This window comes from Paenibacillus sabuli (genome assembly GCF_014705605.1).
Taxonomy (GTDB): domain Bacteria; phylum Bacillota; class Bacilli; order Paenibacillales; family Paenibacillaceae; genus Paenibacillus_D; species Paenibacillus_D sabuli.
Map to the genome: position 1 here is coordinate 38,938 of NZ_JACXIZ010000045.1, position 18,087 is coordinate 57,024.

The 18,087-nt window shown below is 56.0% G+C and carries 10 protein-coding genes; all 10 read right to left on the reverse strand.

The window, feature by feature from the left end; genetic code table 11:
- Positions 1-150: 150 nt before the first annotated feature.
- The 10 genes from IDH44_RS21615 to IDH44_RS21660 all read right to left on the reverse strand — a co-directional run bounded on the left by IDH44_RS21615 (position 151) and on the right by IDH44_RS21660 (position 17,960).
- The gene (locus IDH44_RS21615) at positions 151-2,391 is read right to left on the reverse strand and encodes an AraC family transcriptional regulator (protein WP_190920903.1); all 2,241 of its coding nucleotides are present in this window, start codon (positions 2,389-2,391) and stop codon (positions 151-153) included.
- 145 nt (positions 2,392-2,536) lie between these two features.
- The gene (locus IDH44_RS21620) at positions 2,537-4,282 is read right to left on the reverse strand and encodes an extracellular solute-binding protein (protein ID WP_190920904.1); all 1,746 of its coding nucleotides are present in this window, start codon (positions 4,280-4,282) and stop codon (positions 2,537-2,539) included.
- A gap of 33 nt (positions 4,283-4,315) precedes the next feature.
- Positions 4,316-5,191: a carbohydrate ABC transporter permease gene (locus tag IDH44_RS21625; protein ID WP_190920905.1), complete on the reverse strand. Its 876-nt coding sequence runs from the start codon at positions 5,189-5,191 to the stop codon at positions 4,316-4,318.
- Positions 5,192-5,203: 12 nt separating this feature from the next.
- Positions 5,204-6,064 carry an ABC transporter permease gene (locus tag IDH44_RS21630; RefSeq protein ID WP_223869923.1) on the reverse strand — a complete coding sequence of 287 codons (861 nt, stop codon included), beginning with the start codon at positions 6,062-6,064 and terminating at the stop codon, positions 5,204-5,206.
- Between the two features lie 320 nt (positions 6,065-6,384).
- Positions 6,385-11,664 (reverse strand): Ig-like domain-containing protein, encoded by a 5,280-nt coding sequence (locus IDH44_RS21635; RefSeq protein ID WP_190920906.1) that lies wholly within the window; start codon positions 11,662-11,664, stop codon positions 6,385-6,387.
- A gap of 365 nt (positions 11,665-12,029) precedes the next feature.
- Entirely contained in the window at positions 12,030-12,161 is a 132-nt protein-coding gene (locus tag IDH44_RS26755) for a helix-turn-helix domain-containing protein (RefSeq protein WP_223869919.1), read from the reverse strand.
- A gap of 103 nt (positions 12,162-12,264) precedes the next feature.
- Positions 12,265-14,700: an urea ABC transporter substrate-binding protein gene (urtA, locus tag IDH44_RS21645; protein WP_190920908.1), complete on the reverse strand. Its 2,436-nt coding sequence runs from the start codon at positions 14,698-14,700 to the stop codon at positions 12,265-12,267.
- A gap of 169 nt (positions 14,701-14,869) precedes the next feature.
- The gene (locus tag IDH44_RS21650; RefSeq protein ID WP_190920909.1) at positions 14,870-15,658 is read right to left on the reverse strand and encodes a helix-turn-helix domain-containing protein; all 789 of its coding nucleotides are present in this window, start codon (positions 15,656-15,658) and stop codon (positions 14,870-14,872) included.
- A 51-nt stretch (positions 15,659-15,709) separates the two neighbouring features.
- Positions 15,710-16,756, reverse strand: a complete 1,047-nt coding sequence (locus IDH44_RS21655) for a PDC sensor domain-containing protein (RefSeq protein WP_190920910.1) — start codon at positions 16,754-16,756, stop codon at positions 15,710-15,712.
- A 73-nt stretch (positions 16,757-16,829) separates the two neighbouring features.
- Positions 16,830-17,960, reverse strand: a complete 1,131-nt coding sequence (locus IDH44_RS21660; protein ID WP_190920911.1) for a right-handed parallel beta-helix repeat-containing protein — start codon at positions 17,958-17,960, stop codon at positions 16,830-16,832.
- Positions 17,961-18,087 lie beyond the last annotated feature (127 nt).

Here is an 18,087-nt window from a genome sequence, read left to right on the forward strand (position 1 = left end):
CCGGCATGCGGGACGCAATACGCATGAGATGACTTTCATAACTGGTCGTGTGCTGCATATGACAAGGACGAAGCGTCGTGCTGCCTTACCTGACGCCACAACGCGACCGCCCTCAGGGCATCGAGGCTCGCAAGGGTATCGCGTGTTCGGCTAGTTGCGATCCCGATATTCGCCCGGTGTCATGCCGTACAGCTTTTTGAACGTTCGAATAAAGGAGAAAGGATGCATATACCCAACCTGCGTCGCCACCTCCTGCACCGGATCGGGGGTCTGCCGCAACAACTCCGCAGCTTTGCTCATTCGGCGCCGCGCCAGGTAGTCAACGAATTTTTCGCCATGCTGCTCTTTGAAAAGTCGGCTTAACTGCGTATAGGAAATGTTTAATTGGTCACTCACCAGCATCAGAGACAGGTCGGGATTCGCATAATTGTCATCAATAAATGCTTTGGCGTGTTGAACGACATCGTGATGACCGCGACTCTGACGAATGGTGGCGACTTTTGAGGAAAAGGTCATCAGCAAGGGCGGAAGTTGCATTTGCAATTCCTCTAGCGTCTCGAAATCGCGCAGCAGCCGTTGCGATTCAGCCCCTTCCTCTTGACGCCAACGTTCAGCGACTTCACGCGAAATCTCATGAAGCCCCCGCTGGATCGCATACAGCAAATAATCCATAAGGCTCGCCAATTCGGCGCGCGCGTATACGCCCTCGCCAATGCGATCAAATAATTCCTCGAATTGTTGCGACCACCCTCTCTCCAGCATCCGGTACGCGTACCCGATGTCGCCGGCCATCTGCAGCAGTGCATGCAGCTCCGGACGGTTCGCGACAACCGGAGCAATGGCCGAATGTGTCAATACCCGGTCGGAACCCAGCGTAGAGCGGTAATCCAGGACGTGCACCGCATCCTCGTAGGACAGTGCAATTTCCGTCATTGAGCCGACATGCTGTCCCAGCGCCACCGTCACTGTAAAGCCAAGGTGACCGCCTATCCATGCGCGCAGCGCCTCCGCGGCAGCTGCCGCCCGTTGCTCCAGATGATTCGCATCTCGTTGACCCGACTGACCTGACGACGCCTCCTCTGCATCGCCCAAGCGAAACAAGGTCACCATACGCTCCGGTGCGAACCACTCGAACAGGTACTCGCCCTGCTCGTCCCGCGCCAGCTCGCCCCAGACATTGCCCACAATATACTGGTACAAGCGGCGATCACGCTCCGAGAACTGCTCGGCAAACGAGGGAAAGCGGTCAATCTCCACGATCATGGCCAAAAGCGGCCGTGCATCATCCCATCGAAAGCCAAAAGACAAAGAGCGCCACTCTGCTTCGTTTGCCACACGCACCTGCTCCAGTACCTCTCGAAAATAATGGCGATCCCGATAGGCCTGTCCGGCCTGGGCGTCCACCAGCAAGGAATCGATCGCACGGGCTATGTAGTTCAGCTCGCCTTCAGGGCTACCACCCGCTCGTCCGCCTTCCAGTCGATCGGTCGTATATTGAAACACACGGTTGTACAGCGACTGCACAGGGCGGTAGTGCCGCCGCACAATTGCAAGCAGCCAGATTAGACCGAGCAATACGATCACCGCGCCAGTCGCGATCCAGCCTGCCGTTGCCACTGGCATCTGTCCACCCCGCGGCTGCTTCTTGATTGCGGCCGCAACCGTCCAGGGCCCGACATCCGACCTGTACAGGTCGTCCCTCCCCCTGCGGGCGGCTTCCCCGCCGTTATTGGCCAGCACACGGCCTTGCGCATCGCGCAGCTCGAGGTAGGTCATCTCCGAGCCCGACAGACTCGCGAACACATCTCGCAGTCGACTGACGGATACATTGACGACCAGCATGCCCTGATCCCCGGAGCCGAGCGGAATCAACTTCGACAGGCTGATTACCTGACTGAACGATTCGAGCTCCGTCTCCCGGTACATCCGCGGACTGCCCCAATCGGACTTCGTCCCCTGCTCCAGGCGCAGCGCAATAAATTCGTAATCTGCAAAAAGGGCCGCTTCCAGGAACCGACTGGCCGACAACACTCGCTGATCGTATACCCGATATAAATACGCCGACTCCGCCAACGGCATCGCAACCAGCAGGCTGTTCAGGCTGGAGGCCGCGCTGTAACCAACCATCGGATCTTCTGTCTGGGCAGCATCGAAAAAAGCAGTCACGTCCAAATTAATCAGCAGTTCACGGACAACCGTCTGTTCAATGAACCGCATCTGGCTGTCCAGCATATGCAACACCTGCGTCGCCAATCGTTGACTTGACGCAGCCGCCTCTTCCCTCGCCTGATTGGCAATCACAATAAAAAACAAAAAAAACAGTGCCGCCACCGTCACGATAAACACCGGCAAATACGAAAACAACAAGCGTGCGAAGCCGGAACGTTTCATATAGTGTGATCATCCTTCATCTGTTGTAATTCTGCATATTCTTGTTGATACAGGCACCGCCGAGCAGATCCTTGGCTTTTAGTCACGGTACCCGCCACGGCGCCAAAAGGCTTGCGGCATCGCCGCAAGCCTTTTCCATTATACGTCAGTTTCCCGTCAGGGAATAGATATCTTCCGTTAAAATCGCAGTTTCCTTGTTCTCCTGGTACCATTGCTTGTACCAATCATCGACCCGCTCCCCGCCGGCACGATCCCATGCGGCTTTGGCATCGGCGACCGCCTGATCAACCGTATACGACGTACCGCCAATAATCGCTTTTACCCAGATATCCTGAATGGCGTTCAAGGCGTTCGTATTCAACATTTGCAGATCTTGCGGCATGCTCGGCATATAATCCATCATGGTGTACAGTGGCAGCGGCGTTTCCTTATTCACATACAACGCGTAGCCGTCGACCCGGAGCTTGGCGAGCCCTGCAGCCGCTTCGGATAGACTCGACATGTCAGGATTCAGGTAGGCAGTGACCCCGAAGCACTCCGGATTTTGCACATCACGCCAGTTCAGCATATTCATGTCGCCCTGATAGCCCATCTCCTGCTTGCGCTTCTCCGGATTGATCGCTATCGGACACCCGTTTTCTTTGCGTTCAAAGTGCTCGCCCTCGATCCCGAACGACAACGTCGTCGTCGTTTCCGGCTGGATCAGAAAATTCACATATTCCAGGACGGCCCCCGGATCCTTTGCACTCGCGTTGATCGCGGCCGTCTTGCGAATCGGCGTAGTCAATGCCGGACTGAACTGGCCGAATTCCGATTCGGGCAATGCGATCGGCACGATCTCTGCATCCGGATTGACATTCATCAAGGCCTCGTACATGGTCACATCGTTAAATCCGCCATTGGCTCCATAGATCCCCAACTTGCCGTTCACCCAGTCTTGCTTGGCTTTCTCTCCCTTGGTATCGGTCAAAAAGTCTTTATCCACAAGGCCTTCATCGTAGATCCGTTTTTTGTACGACACCGCTGCGGCGGAACGCTCCCAATCGTGGACCAGCTCATCCTCTTGAATGTACCACGGATACTTCTCATAGATGGTGAACACATTGCCGAACATGTAGTCCAGCATCATCCCGCTGACGAAGCTAAGCGAGAATCCGTACGTATCGTCCTTGCCGTTGCCATCAGGATCCTGCTCGGCAAAAGCCTTGGCCGTCTGGAACAGCTCCTCCGTCGTCTGCGGGATCGGCAGATGCAAAGCATCCAACCAATCCTTCCGGATGAATAGCACGTGATTCGGCAGCATCGTGCCGACAGCGCCCAGCTCATACAACTGTCCGTCTTCCTTGGTGCCGATTTTGCGCATCAGAGGATATTGCTCCAGGTAGTCGTAATAATCAGGAGCGTAGGTCTTCAACAGCTCATCATCAATCGGCAACAGCTGCTTTTGTTGATATAACTGATCGCGATAGTTGGAATCATATTCGAAGATCAGATCCGGCGCGCTGCTCGAAGCGAACAGCGTGTTGTATTTTGCAATCGAATCGAAACGCGGAATGGCCACGTATTTCACATCAACCGGTCCGTTTTCGTTCATGTACCGGGTCCAGCGGTTATTCTCGATGGTCCCCTCATCGGCAGGTATATTGCCGCGATCATAGATCGCAACGCTGATCGAACCGCGCGCCTTCGTTGATTCTTCAGATGCGCCTTGTTGGTTCGAAGCGGCTTCTGTATGGGACGCATCCCCCTCCTTGCCGCTTCCCGCATTGCCTTCCGTATCCGATGCGCATCCCGCTACAATCAGGATGCTCGACAGTCCGGCCACAAGACCTGAAGCGACCAACGTACGTTTCCACTTGGTTTTGGTTCTCATTTGGATTGGCGTCAACATTTTTTTATCCCCCTTTAATCGTGTACCCGGCTTTTACCCTTTAACTGCCCCGATCATCACGCCTTTGACAAAATACTTCTGCAAAAACGGATAAACCAGCATGAGCGGAATGATCATCACGACAATGCCTGCACTCTTGACGCTTTCCGGCGCGATCGCCTGCATATCTTCCGGCTGCACATTATTGATAAACTGCATCATGGATTGACTGCGAATCATATTCTGCACCAGCACGGTCATGTTCAATAACCGGGTATCTTGAATATAGATCATGACCTGCAGAAACGCATTCCAGAAGTAAACGGCGTAGAACAGCGCAATTGTTGCCAGCATCGGCAAGGACAGCGGAAGAACAATGCGCAAGATTAGCCGAATTTCACCACAGCCGTCCATTCGAGCGGCTTCTTCAATTTCATCGGGCAGGTTCTCAAAATAATTTTTCATAATCATCATATTGAACGCACTTACCAGCGCCGGCAACCAGAGCGCCCAATACGTATTGACCAGGCCAAGCCCGTTCACGACCAGGTAGTTCGGAATCAGTCCGCCGTTGAACAGCATCGTGAATACAATCATCAGCGTCAACACTCTTCTTCCGGTGAACCCTCGTCGCGAAAGGGGATACGCCGCCAAAATCGTGAACAGGAGCGAGAACGCCACACCTGCAACGGTAATCAGCAAGCTGTTCATAAAGGCCCTGACAATCGGCGTTCCGGAAATCAGCGTCTCGTAGGCTTCCAGATTGAATCCTTTTGGCCAAATGTTCACACTACCATTAAGAATCGAATTCGAATCGCTAAAAGATAGCGCGAAGATGTTCAGAATGGGCAGCAGACAGGACAACGCCGCAAGCGTCAAGATCACGTAGTTCAAGCCATAGAACCATTTTTCACCTAATGTCGCCTTCATTGCGCGCCTCCTTTACCAAAGCTGCTGACCAAACCTTCGCGCAATACGATTGGCCGTCACGACCAGGATCAAGCCGACAAGCGACTCGAAAAGTCCCATTGCGGTGGTCAGACTGAATTGCATACCTTGCAGACCCAACCGGTATACATAGGTGCTGATGACATCTGCGATCCGGGATACGGTTGCATTCTGCAACACATAAACCTGGTCAAATCCGACTTCCATGACGTTACCCATCGACAAGATGAGCATCAAGACAATCGTGGAACGAATACCGGGCAAGGTAATGTGCCAAATCTGGCGCCATTTCCCGGCTCCGTCGATGGCCGACGATTCATAGAGACTCGGATCAATCGACGACAAGGCCGCCAAGTAAATGATCGCGCCGAAGCCGGCATTTTTCCATACGCCGGATCCTAAGAATACAGCCAGCCAACTCCCCTCCCGGTATAGAAACGGAAAAGGCTCGCCGGTAAGACGCTCCACCCACTGGTTGATAATCCCCGTCTCCTGTGAAAAAATCGTCACGACGAGCCCGCCTACAATGACCCATGATAAAAAATGAGGCAGATACAGCAACGTCTGAACCGATTTTTTGAACCACACCCTGCGAATTTCATTGAACATAATTGCCAGCAAAATAGGAAAAGGAAACCCGACAAAGACACTTAACAAACTGATGACCAACGTATTGCGGATCGTCTGCAAACTCGTAGGGTCGCTGAATAGCATGCGATAGTTGTCCCAACCCGTCCACGGACTTCCGAAGACGCCATCCGTAAAATTGTACTGCTTGAATGCGATCAAATAGCCCGCCATCGGCGCGTACTTGAAGACAATAAAATAGACAAGCACTGGCGCAAACATACACATCCACACGCGGTTCCTTCGAGACAACCCACTTCGAAAACTGCCTTTCCCACTGTTCAGTCGAGGGGCCGCTTCCTCCGGTTTTTTTTCAGTGTAGGCCATTGCCACCTCTTCACCCCCTCAATCCAGTTCCAAAAAACGTATCCAAACGGTTCCTGTCGGACTGCGCATCAACCGACTGCATCAACTGTACGCCATTACGCCAATGTCGTAAAGCAGCATGATTTACGGCATGCACACTTTTTGATTTCTTTCCGAAAACCGTTGGTGTACCGGGGTTTATCGCCCCGGTACACGATTTTTGTAACCGCTCGAGAAGCGAGCTACGGGGTCTCGACTGCCAATGTCGTGCTGCCTGTGCGAGCGTACACGCCCAGATAGCCTTCCTCGCGAATCGCACCTGCCCCCGTATCCAGGAAATTAAACAACGGCTGGCCCTCCACTTCCGCTACCAGACGTACGCCGCCGCTCTCATTGATCGCGCCGAATTGAATCGTGTGCGTCTGTCCGTACGGCAACATCGTATTCGAGATGGCAGGTCCGCCGAGGCTCGTATAGCCCGAAATATTGCCGTAAATGACCGTTCGCTGCCCCTTGTTAAAGCGCTGTAATTCGATCACATCGGACTTGATCGTCATAATGTACGTCGTGCCCTCGATGCCTCTCTGCGCATCCTGATTGCGCAGCAGGAGCGATGGCCAACCGCCGGTGGCCTGGATCGTCATATCAAAGCCAAGCACTTCATTCAAGTAGGTCTTGCCTTGGTACACGGCATGTCCGTTCGCCGAAGACAAGGTGACAGCCGTACCGGACCCGTTGCCGGTCGCGCTGCCCGTCTTCGCGATATACCAGCCCGGCAGATCCGCGAGCTCATCCGCTAGCGGGGTGGCGACGCCGACGCCTGATTGCTGCGCGATCACGGTGAAGGGCTGCGACCGTTCCACGCCGTTGACTTCGCCGGTCACTGTGAGCGTATAGCTGCCCGCTGACGATGCCGTCAACGCGCCGTTCGTTCCAATCGCCAACGCGCTTGGCGCGCTGCTGACGGCCGTCACCTCATCCAGCTCGACTAGCCGATCCATCTCCGTCCTGCCGATATACGAGGGCGTGTAGGCTTCGCCTACCGTTACATGAAAGACGTCCAGTTGTGGCGTGCGTGCAAGCGCAACCTGGTCCAATTCATCATCGACATAGACCTCAACCTCGGCCGTGCGGAGGAGGCTTCGGTCCAGCATATACACATGAATTGTCGTGTGCCCTTTCTGCAGCCCGCTGATGTCCCCATTGCCGGAAATGGATACGATCGACTCGTCCTCCGCCTGCAGATACACCTGCACATGAGATGTATCCAGCGTGGCGTCCTTGCCGTCGGTTGCGGATATTGCAATCGTCCCTGCAGGCCCGCTGCTCGTGAGTACGAGCTCTTCCTGCACATGCAGGCGCTCGGTGTAGCCTCTGCGAATATCCGCATACGCTGCCGTGAGCCCGGAATCCGCTATAATAGCCTGGGCGGCCTCGGGCCAGTCTGCGTCTTCGTATACATGCGTATTCGTAAAGCTGACATTCACGGCCCCGTTGCTGTTCCGGTTCGCTGTCGTGGTGTAGTTATTGTCGAATACAACGTTACGATTGCTGTTGCCATGCGTCCATCTGGCAGTTCCACTGTTCCAATACGGGCTCTCCAGCACGTCGATGACATTGTGGGAGAACTTCCAGTAGCTGCTGCCCTGGTCGGGATAGAGCGGTCCGTAGTCATTCATTTGATTGCGAATATAATTGTACGAGACCGTATTGTAGCTCCCTTCATCTCCTCCGGAGCTGCCCAAGGTATAGATGCCGCCGCCATCGTATATGCCCTGCCCCATCAGATCATGTATGAAATTGTGCTCGATATGCGTATTGCGCAGCACATTGTCAAATTCATAATCCCATCCATAGCCGATGTGCATCCCGCTGTACGGAATCGAGAACAGCTCATTATTTTGAATCCGCATATTTTCCGGAAATCCGGCCGATATCGCAGCCGCTGACATAAAGTCGACGCCGATGTCATGCACGTAGTTATTCACAACATCGTTGCTTCTCATCCGCATGCGCGGGTGCTCGGGGTTGGCGTTCGATGCCACGACCGACGGCTCGCCGACATTGACAGCACCGCCGGACAAATCAAAGAATTGGTTGCCGCGAATCTCGCTGAACTGTACCCCTTCCTCCAGCTTCAGCGCAGTAATGCCCAGTCGGGTAAATGTATTGCGTTCAAAGTCAATATCGTAGCCGTGCGATACAGTTACTGCGGCCGGCGGCAGCACATCCGGCGTACCCAGATCCCGCAAATGATTATTCTGCGCGTCGGAGTGACCAACCGTAGTGCTCGGACGCATCCACGTCGTATCGGCGAACGTCAATCCTTCGAATCGGATATGACGGACCTGAGCGTCCACCGACTCTCCCGCGATCTCGAGCAGTTGCTCGACCACCGGCAACGTCGCTTCGACTGTGGACATATTCTCCCACACTCTCGGCTTGTAGAACAGTTCGCTTGTCTGCTCGTTGAGATACCATTCCCCTGCCTCATCCAACAGCTCATACGCATTTTCGTAGTAGACCGGGAAGGTTGCAGAGGTACCGCCCTTATTCGTGACGGAGCTCCAGCCCGGCTCGTCCATATAGAAGCGCGCCTTACCGTTCTGCAGCGACACAGAGGCTACGCCGATGCGCGGATTGGTCCATTGCTCCTTATACACGAATTCCAAGTCCTGAGGACGCGCAAATTCCGTCAGTGCAACATCGTCGCTCACATACCCGTCATTCGTTTTTTGCGGTTCGTGCAGTCCTCCGGCGCTGCGTGCCCGCGTAGCCCGAACACCGTCGATGAACAATTGTCTGCTCACTGTACCGCTGGGCAAGTCAGCCTTGTAAATTCCCGTCTCTGCGTCATACAAGGTCCAGCCGCTGACCGCCAGCCCCCCGCTAATGACAGGCTCTTCCTCCGGATAAGCCTGCCAGCTCACGCGGAATCCATTCGTCCCGGAATCAGCCGTCCCCAATTGCCACGTCCCCGACAATCGGTACAGGCCGCCTCGTACATTCACCACAATATCCCGATCCATATTGGCATTGCGCGCTCGGACTTCCGCTTGCGCCCTGGCCAAGGTCTGGAAAGGCGATCCGAGCGACCCGTCGCCGCTGTCGCTGCCGCTTGGCGAGACGTACAATTGCAGCGGTGCGGCGTCCGGCACGACCGTGACCGCAATCGTCTGCGCTACCGAAGAATAGGCTTGCGACGCAACCGTCACAACGGCTGTTCCGGGAGAGAGCGCTTCTATATATCCTTCATCGACTGTCGCGACGCCGGCATCGGAGGTGCTCCAAGTAATCGCCGGAAAGGATACCTCCTCCGGCGTCAGCGCAGCGTAAAGCAGCGCATTCGCGCCCTCCACAAGCGTCAGCGCTGTGGCATCCACCGCGACCGATGCAGGCAAGACTTCCTCTACGGTCACGCTCGCGCTGATCGAAGGCAAGCCCGGCGCAACAGGATCCGCCGTAATCGTCGTACTGCCTATGCCTACACCGCTCACCCTTCCCTGTGCATCCACCTCAGCAACCGCACTGTTGGCGCTGCTCCAATAGGCGCTCTGCCACGTTGCTGAGGACGGATCGAATACCAGCCTCAATTGGCGCATGCCGTGGAGCGGTACGGTGTAGCTATTCTGCTCGAATTCCGCGGTCGTGGCCGACTGTTCGCTGTACACATTCAGATCGTCCAGTTGAAAGCTGCCCTTGCTCAAGCGGTAAAAGCCCATACCAATGCGGCCAACGTCTACACCGCTCTGTGCTTGCGGCCACTGCACAGCAGCCGATTCGCCATCGATGCTCACGTCCAATGCTCCCGTGTTCGTATCCAGCGCAATACGAAGGTCGTACCATTGACCGGCCACATAGCGGCCGATACTCTTCCACCCGTTCTGCGTGGTATCCCATACGACAAACGAACCGCCGCTGCTCATCCCCAGCTTCATCAATTCTCCGCCGCTGCTCGAGAAAAACCGAGGCAAGTAAATAAATCCGCTACTCTGCAAGGCACGCACACGGTAGCTGAGCACGGCCACCTCCCCCGATTCCTCCAGATCCACGATGCCCGAATAGGAATAGTTCATCGTCGCGGTCTGACTGAACGTCAGCAATTGATCGCCTGACGAGCTCGCTTCCACCGTAATGTCGACTTCGCTTGGCGCACTGCTCACGCTCCATCCGACACCCGGGGGCAGACCTTCGGTGTGCGCCTCGAAGTCTTCATGCAGCAGATCTCCCGGTGCAGGAGCCTGCTCGGCCGTCACTTCTACCGTTATGGCGGCATTCACGGCTTCATTTAATACGGACGATGCCGTGATCGTCGCAGATCCGGCTGCATGACCGATCACTTCACCCGTCGCCGTCACCGTCGCGATAATGGAATCGGATGTCGTCCAGACGACTCCCTTATTCGCTGCATCAAGCGGCAGGACCTGTGCATCCAGACGGGCGCGTCCCCCTGTCTCGAGCTGCAGTGCCGATCGATTCAGCACGACACTTGCCGGAGGAGAGCCGTACACGTCGAGCACCACCGAAGTCGGCGCTACGCCGGGCGTATGTGGCATCGCGGTAATCGTCGCCTGACCGGCGCTGATGCCGGTTACCAGGCCGAATGAATCAACCGTCGCGATCGTATCATCGCTTGTACTCCACACCGCACTCTGCATGGAGGCGTCAACCGGCGTATACGTCAAGTCCAGCCGCCGACTGTCGTTGACAGAGATCTGATCGGGCGAGACGGCAAATGCAACGTCGCTCGCCGATTTGTAAGCGGACACAGACAGATCGTCCACATAGAAGGTTCCTGTGTGCTTGCGGTAGATTCCCATTCGTACATATCGGGCATCCTGATTCGACACTTGGGCGTCTTGCCCAGCGAGTATCCACTCTCCGTCAATACGGAGATCGAATTTGCCGATGCGCTGGTCCAGCACCATCTCCACCGTGTACCATTCTCCAGGCGTATAGGAGAGGAGCGGGTCCCACGCGCTGGTCGCGTTGTTCCAGATGACAAAATTGCCGCCGGTGCCCATCGAAATTCTGGTGAGCTCGCTGTTGGTTGCGCTCATTAGGCTGGGGAGGTAAAGGTTCGCATTGGTCTGCGATGCCCGCACCCGGTAGCGCAGTACCAGTTGCTCAATGTCCTCGCCAAGATCGACGCGCGGCATATAATTGTTTGCCGTCTCCGAATATTGGGCGAAGCGCAGCACCTTGTTCGTTCCTAGCGCCTGCACCGCCACATTCGCTCCTGCCGGCTGACTTCCGAACAGCCAGGGCGAACCGGGCTTGTCCCCTATGGTAACGCTTTCAAAATCGCTGTCCACCCACGTTTCCGTGGCCTCTTCGTCGGCATGCGCCGTCTTGCTTGCCGGCCCCCATCCTGGTAGCGACACGGCCAGCAGTAATGTCATCACTAGCAGCGCCACTCGTTCCAGCTGCTTTTGCTGCCGCAAGCGCCGTTTCTTGCGAGCCGCTAAGCGTTGGTCTGCATGATGCCTGATCGTCGTCTTGCGCATTGCTTCTTTTTTCACGTTCCTCTCACTTCCCTTCCCGAATACCCTGCTTCTGCAAAATCGGTGCATGGCAGGCAATTTCACTGTAGAGGGAACGCCAAATAACCGCAATACACATCATTCGCGGCATCCTCATCTTTTGGTTCTCTATGTCTGGATCGAGAAGCGAGCAAAGTTCGAGCATGCCGACAAAAACCGTGCATCCACGAAAAGAAACAAGCAGGCAACCACCGCTCGAGTAGCCGCTACAGCCCTCCCCGCATCACGAGGAAGGCAGTAAAAAACGCAGCAAATGTGCTCCTCCATGCGCTCTTCGTTCTCGGTATGGCTCCACCATACCTTATATACCGGTTCGTTTTTATTCAATTCGATCCCTTCCTTACCTATAGCTCGTTCGACCGCCGGAAATCCTGGGGCGTCATTCCGAAGCGCGCCTTGAACAGCCGGCTGAAGTGCGTGTACGTGCGAAAGCCGCAGGCGTAGGCCGCTTCCTCGAGCCCGATGTCTTCGTACAATATGCGTTCGCCACCATATGCAGTCTGATCGTAATGACATAATCCATCGGCGAGGTGCCGAAGGTCGCCCGAAACAGCTCGGAGGCGCGCGCTCCACGGACGGCTATACCCGGAATCGGTGAATCGATTGCTGCAGTTGCTCCGCCACGCGGTACAAGGAGTTGGCGCTGACGGCAATCTGCCGCGTCGCGATCTGCTGCTCGTCCGTCTGGCGCTTCACCTGCTCCACAGCGGCGGCCATCTCGGACATGCGCGTCGCTTGAGCGGCCGAGGATGCCGCGACGCTGTCCGACCCGGCGGACATTTGCTCGTACAGCACCGTTGAATTCTGAATCTCCTCGGCCATGCTGTTGACCGAGCCGGACACGTATCCGAGAATGCCCGACATCCGCTCGACCGCATCGGCGACGCCGCGCGTGCTGTCGTCGATGGCGACTGCCGCCGTCTCCGTATTGCTGCGCATCGAGTCGATCAGATGGCCAAGCCTGACGGCCGATTGCTGCGAGAGCGCGGCCAGTTGGCGAATATCATGGGCGATGACCACGAATCCTGCTCCCGCTCGGCCGAGCCGCGCCGCTTCGATGCTCGCATTGAGCGCCAGAATGTTCGTTTGTTTGGCGACATGGTTGATGGCGTCCAGCGTGCCGCCGATATCGCCGGACTGCCGCTTCGTCTCGGCGAGGAATTGCCGGAGTCCGGCGCAAGCCCGGGTCATCGTCTCCATCTCTTCCGTGACAAGCGCCATCGTACGCACGCCTTCCTCGGTCAGCCGCCCGACCTCGGCGACGCTCTCGCTGACGGCTACGGCAGCCTGCACGCCGCGCTGAATGCCAATCGCCACCTCGCCGATCGTCTCCGCCGTCTCCGTAGCGGCCAGCCGCTGAGCCGCCGCTTGCTCCGACAATCGACCGTTGGCGCCGGCGATGTCGACCGAGGCCTGCAGCGTCAGCTTCGACTCGAACGACAGCGTCTGCGCTTCGCCGCTGAGCAGATCGGCCGCTCCGCTCATCTGACTGACCACCTCTCGCATGCGAGCGACGACCCGCTCCGCCGCATCTGCGAGCAACTGCCCGTCGCCCCGGCCTTCCGCCTGCTCCGCAGGCTCGGCTGCGCTCAGATCGCCGGCTGCGGCGCGCTCCAGACGATGCAAAGCGGCTCGCCACGGCGAATGCCGCTCTGCCGCGTAGGCGCGAACGGCGACGGCCGCGCATGCTCCCGCGGCGCCGATCAACGCCGCGGCGCCCCAGTCCGTCAGCGGCCTTGCTCCTGCTGGGCCCGTCTCTTGCAGCAGCAAGGCGATGCCCGCCGCGCCGCAGACGAGCGCGCCCGCCAGCGTCGTCAGGCCGGCATAGCGCTTGCCCCGGCGAGCGCTCGCCGGGGCATTCGCTCGATCGCGCCCGCTCAGCGACTGCGCCCACGCATAGCCCTCCAGGAAGGGATCGGGAACAATCGCCGCATCGGATTGCCACATTTCCTCGATCATCCCGTCCGCCTTAATCCGGCCGACCCGCGCTTTTTTGCACACATGCTGGGTTCGTCCGTCCACCGTGACCAGCCCTTCGGGCGCCTCGAATTGCACGCCGCCGCCGGCGGCCCGCACCGCGTCCGGCGCGAAGGAGCCGGCCTTGCGCACCATCGCCGCCCATAGATGGACTGCCGTATAACCCGCCTCCATCGGATCGGACGTGACGCGATCCTCGCCGTACATACGGCGAAAATTGGCCACGAACGCCTGATTCGCGGGAAGACCGAGGCTCTGATAATAGCTCCATGTCGTGTAGTGGCCTTGTAGCAGCTGTGGACCAATCGCGCGAACTTCCTCCTCCGCCATGCTGATCGACATCACCGGCAGCGAGTCGGGGGAGAATCCCGCATCGACATATTGGTGGAAAAACGCCGCATTGCTGTCGCCGTTCAGCGTACTGTATATGACATCCGGCCGCAGCTCCCGAATCTGCTCCAACACGTCGCGGAATTCGATATGGCCGAGCGGCCGGTACGACTCGCCCGTCGCTTCGCCTCCCGACGCCTCCAGCTGCTTGCGGAGCACGGCGTGCGCGGTGCGCGGGAAGACATAATCCGATCCCAGCAAGTAAAAGCGGCGTCCGACATGCCGCATCAACCATTCCACGGACGGCACGACCTGCTGATTGGTCGTCGCCCCGGTATAGAAAATGTTGCGCGACATTTCCATGCCTTCGTACTGCAGCGGATAGAACAACAGCCCGTTACTTTCTTCAAAGACGGGCAACATTGCCTTGCGGCTGAGCGACGTCCAGCCGCCGAACACCGCCGCGACGCGGTCCGTCTCAAGCAGCTTTCCGGCCTTCTTCGCAAACGTCTGCCCGTCCGAAGCTCCGTCCTCCACAATCGCTTCCACTTGGCGGCCAAGCACTCCGCCTGCGGCGTTCAGCTCCGAGATCGCCATCAGTTCCGCATCCTTGACAACCTGTTCGCTGATAGCCATCGTGCCGGTCAGCGAATGAAGAATGCCAACCTTGATCGTCTCCGCACGTCGGTTTTTGTCGTCGTATGTCATATCCCCACGCCCCCGTCTCTCTATGCACACGCTATATGTCACATAGCGTACCACATTTACGAGGTTTTAAAAACATTTTTATCCATATGATGTGATGTTTTATAACATTTGCACAATGGTTTTTTGTCATGCTGATGTGTAGTTTTTTTTGCGGCCTTTTAGCGGGAGCTCAGTGGCTCTCCTGCTCCTGCTCCTTCTTCTTCGATCGGTATTCTTTCGGAGTCACGCCGAATTGCTTTTTAAACAGCTTGAAAAACGTGCTTTCATTGACAAAGCCGATCGAGGACATGATCTCCTTAATCGTGAAATTTTTCTTTTCCAGCCATTCCGCCGCTTGCGACAGACGGACTTCCACAATATACTGGGCCAGCGATTTCAATTCGTGCTGCTTGAAGATGCGCCCGACATAAGCGGACGTCATCCCCAGCATATCGGCGATGGCCTGCAGGCCAAGGTTGGGGTCCTTATAGTTTTGCTGCACGATTTCTTTGATCGAAGCCACAAGCAGGGCATACTTGTCCTTGTGTTTGTTTTGCTGGCTCTCGTGAATCTCCGCACATACCTCCTGCAGGATTACATGGATTTCCTCCAGCGTCTCCCGATCAAGCACTTGGCGGCTGACCGCGCCCAGGTCGAATCGAAGCGGACGCACACTGTAGGCGTTGATCTCTTCAATCGCGGTCTTGATGATGATGACCAGATGAATCAGCGCATGCACCATATGGTCGTATTTGAAGCGCGCGACCTCCGCCATGTAGCGCTCCAGCTGCGTCTGCATTTGCGCATGGTCGTTTTTCTTGATTCCTTCAATCAGCCTTGCCTCGATTTCCGGGGACACGTGAATTTCTGTACAATCCAAATGACGGCTGACCCGCTCAGGCGCAATGATCGAGCCGTGTCCGAACACAATTTTATATTGCACAACTTGCAGCGCATGATGGTAATTCTCGGTGAGCATGCGGTAATCGGACACCGGCCGGCTGAATGCAATCGATAACGATACATGATATTACGAAGCGACGATCTCTTGTACCTGCTTCGAGAGATGCGTCAATTGCGATTCGTCCGCGATGTCTCCGGCCGCACCGCTCAGCAGCACGACGATATGTCCGTCCTTCATATCCACAGCCTCGCATAGATAAGGAGCTGCAAACAGCTCTCCCGCGATATTGGATACGGCAAACCCGTACAGATTCCGTTGCTCCTGGCTGATACGGCTCGAAAATTCAACGCACCGGTCGATTTTCAAAATAAGCAAGCGGTACGCGCCAGCCTCCTGAAGCGATAACCCGGACATTTTGGAATAATGGCCGGCCTCCTCCTCCGAGAAGGACGCGCTATCTGTAATGAGCCTGCGCAAGTAATAGTTTTCCGCCAGCCGCCGACCGCTCTCTTGCTCCAGCCTGACCCGCTGCAGTTGCTGCAGCGTCTGGTCATACACCTCGGATACATACCGCAGCTCGTCCGGGTCCATGCGCACATCCTGCCCTTTCGCTTCCGCGCGGCTGCTGCGAATCGCGCTGATCATACGGTCCACCGGCTGATAGAGCTTGTGGGCGACCAGGAAAGACAGCAGCACGGACAATACCAGGAAGCCGCTCATGGCCAGCAGGGTGAATGTTCTCCACCTCTCGATGCCCTGTACCACGGATTGATAGGGCTGCGCACTGACAATGATCCAATCCTGCACATTCGTATCAATATAGGTTATAAATTGTCGTTCTCCGGCAATTTCGGACGTAAAGTATCCGAAGGGCTGCTCCTGATTCAAGCGTTGACTCAGGACCCGCTCGCTCAGTTGCTCGGAAAAAGAAGCGCTTGCATTGTCCGCATGGATGATTTCTCCTTCGGCATTGACCAAAAACAGGCTTGATTCGCCAAATCCGCCCAACGCATTCACGGTCTTGATGTTATTGACCAGCCAATCCGAATTGACGTTTAGCATGATTGCGCTTTCATCTTGATTGTATCCATCAAACGAATCATAATTCACCATGGTGAAGAAGTCCGCCGTCTTCCCGGTCTGTGCGCCTGCGTAAATCGGAATCAGTTGCATACGCGGCACAGCCTGGCCGCTTTGCAACATCGTCAATAAGGCACTGGCTTCCGGTCCGGTTTTATTCGTGACATTAATTTTCCCGGCTGCGTATAGCGCATCCACTTTCGTATTGAGGATGACAATTGAATTTGTAGAAATACATGTAGCGCACGTACGTGTTATTGGCCGTATTACCCTGCAACTGCACACCCCATTGCGCCAGTGTATCGATCGTATTATGGCCGATGTATTGATAGTCGCTGACCCCGGAGGTCGAGATGCCGATCAGATTGCCGTCTCCGACGATATTATCGGTTGCGATCGAATTGCCGGAGATCAGCTCCAGACCGAACCCCTTGTACACGCCGCTCAGATCCTCGACCGTATTGCGCCGCACGGCTACGTGCTGGGATTGCACCACACTGAGGAAATGATCCACCTCGTTGTCCTCGACGACCGATCCGTCGCAATCGGTGTGCAGCTCAATGGAGAGACCATTTGCCGTATGCCCCGAACCGCTGATCTTGTTGTCACGCACAATCATATTCTCGCAACCGTTGTTGCCGAAAATCCCGCCTCTTCCGGTATCCGTAATCGTATTGCGCAGCACAACCCCCCGATGCGAATTCCAGGCAAGGCGGATGCCGCCGCCATACGTATCGTCCACACCGATATTCGTCAGAATATTGTCCGTTACAACCGGATCGGGGGAATTGGTGAAGTAGATCGCCATCGATCCAAACGCCGGATGCGACACCATGTCCTTGATCCGCATATGATGCACATAATGGCCGCCGCCCTGATTGGCCCGAATCGCAAAATTCAGCGCGGCATTCAAGTTCCCGTCCAGCGTCATATCGGAAATTTCGGCGTTATCGAGGTCATCCAGCATGATGAAAACGCTATCAATTGTTCCCGTATAAATCAGCTCGGTTAAATCGCGGCCCGCTCCTGTCAAGATCAGCTCCGATTTCATATCCAGCTGTTCCGACACGTAGTACGTACCGTCCGGAATATAGACCGTATCCCCGGCTGAAGCCGCATCGATCGCATCCTGAATCGCCGCCGTATCGTCAAGCGCATCGCTTCCGTCGGCGCCATAAGCCGTTACATCGAGCGTTGCGGCAGAAGCCGCACCAGGAAGCATGCCGGCTGTCAGCACCAGGGCGAGGACCCCCGTGACCCCGATGACCCATTTTACCATCGCTGTCATCCCTTTCATTCGAACAACTCCTTCTCCATTATAGTCAAGCAGCATAAGGTTCTTTACTTTCGTCCTCCTTTCCACCAAGCCTTTCTTCATCATGGCAAACCTGCCGAAATCACGCTACTGTGAATTTGACGAATAA

Excerpts from the sequence above, each read along its gene's own strand:
- IDH44_RS21620 (WP_190920904.1), bottom strand. The coding sequence starts at position 4,282 with ATGTTGACGCCAATCCAAATGAGAACCAAAACCAAGTGGAAACGTACG.
- urtA (WP_190920908.1), bottom strand. The coding sequence starts at position 14,700 with ATGACATACGACGACAAAAACCGACGTGCGGAGACGATCAAGGTTGGC.
- IDH44_RS21625 (WP_190920905.1), bottom strand. The coding sequence starts at position 5,191 with ATGAAGGCGACATTAGGTGAAAAATGGTTCTATGGCTTGAACTACGTG.
- IDH44_RS21615 (WP_190920903.1), bottom strand. The coding sequence starts at position 2,391 with ATGAAACGTTCCGGCTTCGCACGCTTGTTGTTTTCGTATTTGCCGGTG.
- IDH44_RS21660 (WP_190920911.1), bottom strand. The coding sequence starts at position 17,960 with ATGAAAGGGATGACAGCGATGGTAAAATGGGTCATCGGGGTCACGGGG.
- IDH44_RS21630 (WP_223869923.1), bottom strand. The coding sequence starts at position 6,064 with ATGTGTATGTTTGCGCCAGTGCTTGTCTATTTTATTGTCTTCAAGTAC.
- IDH44_RS21650 (WP_190920909.1), bottom strand. The coding sequence starts at position 15,658 with ATGCTCACCGAGAATTACCATCATGCGCTGCAAGTTGTGCAATATAAA.
- IDH44_RS21655 (WP_190920910.1), bottom strand. The coding sequence starts at position 16,756 with ATGCAACTGATTCCGATTTACGCAGGCGCACAGACCGGGAAGACGGCG.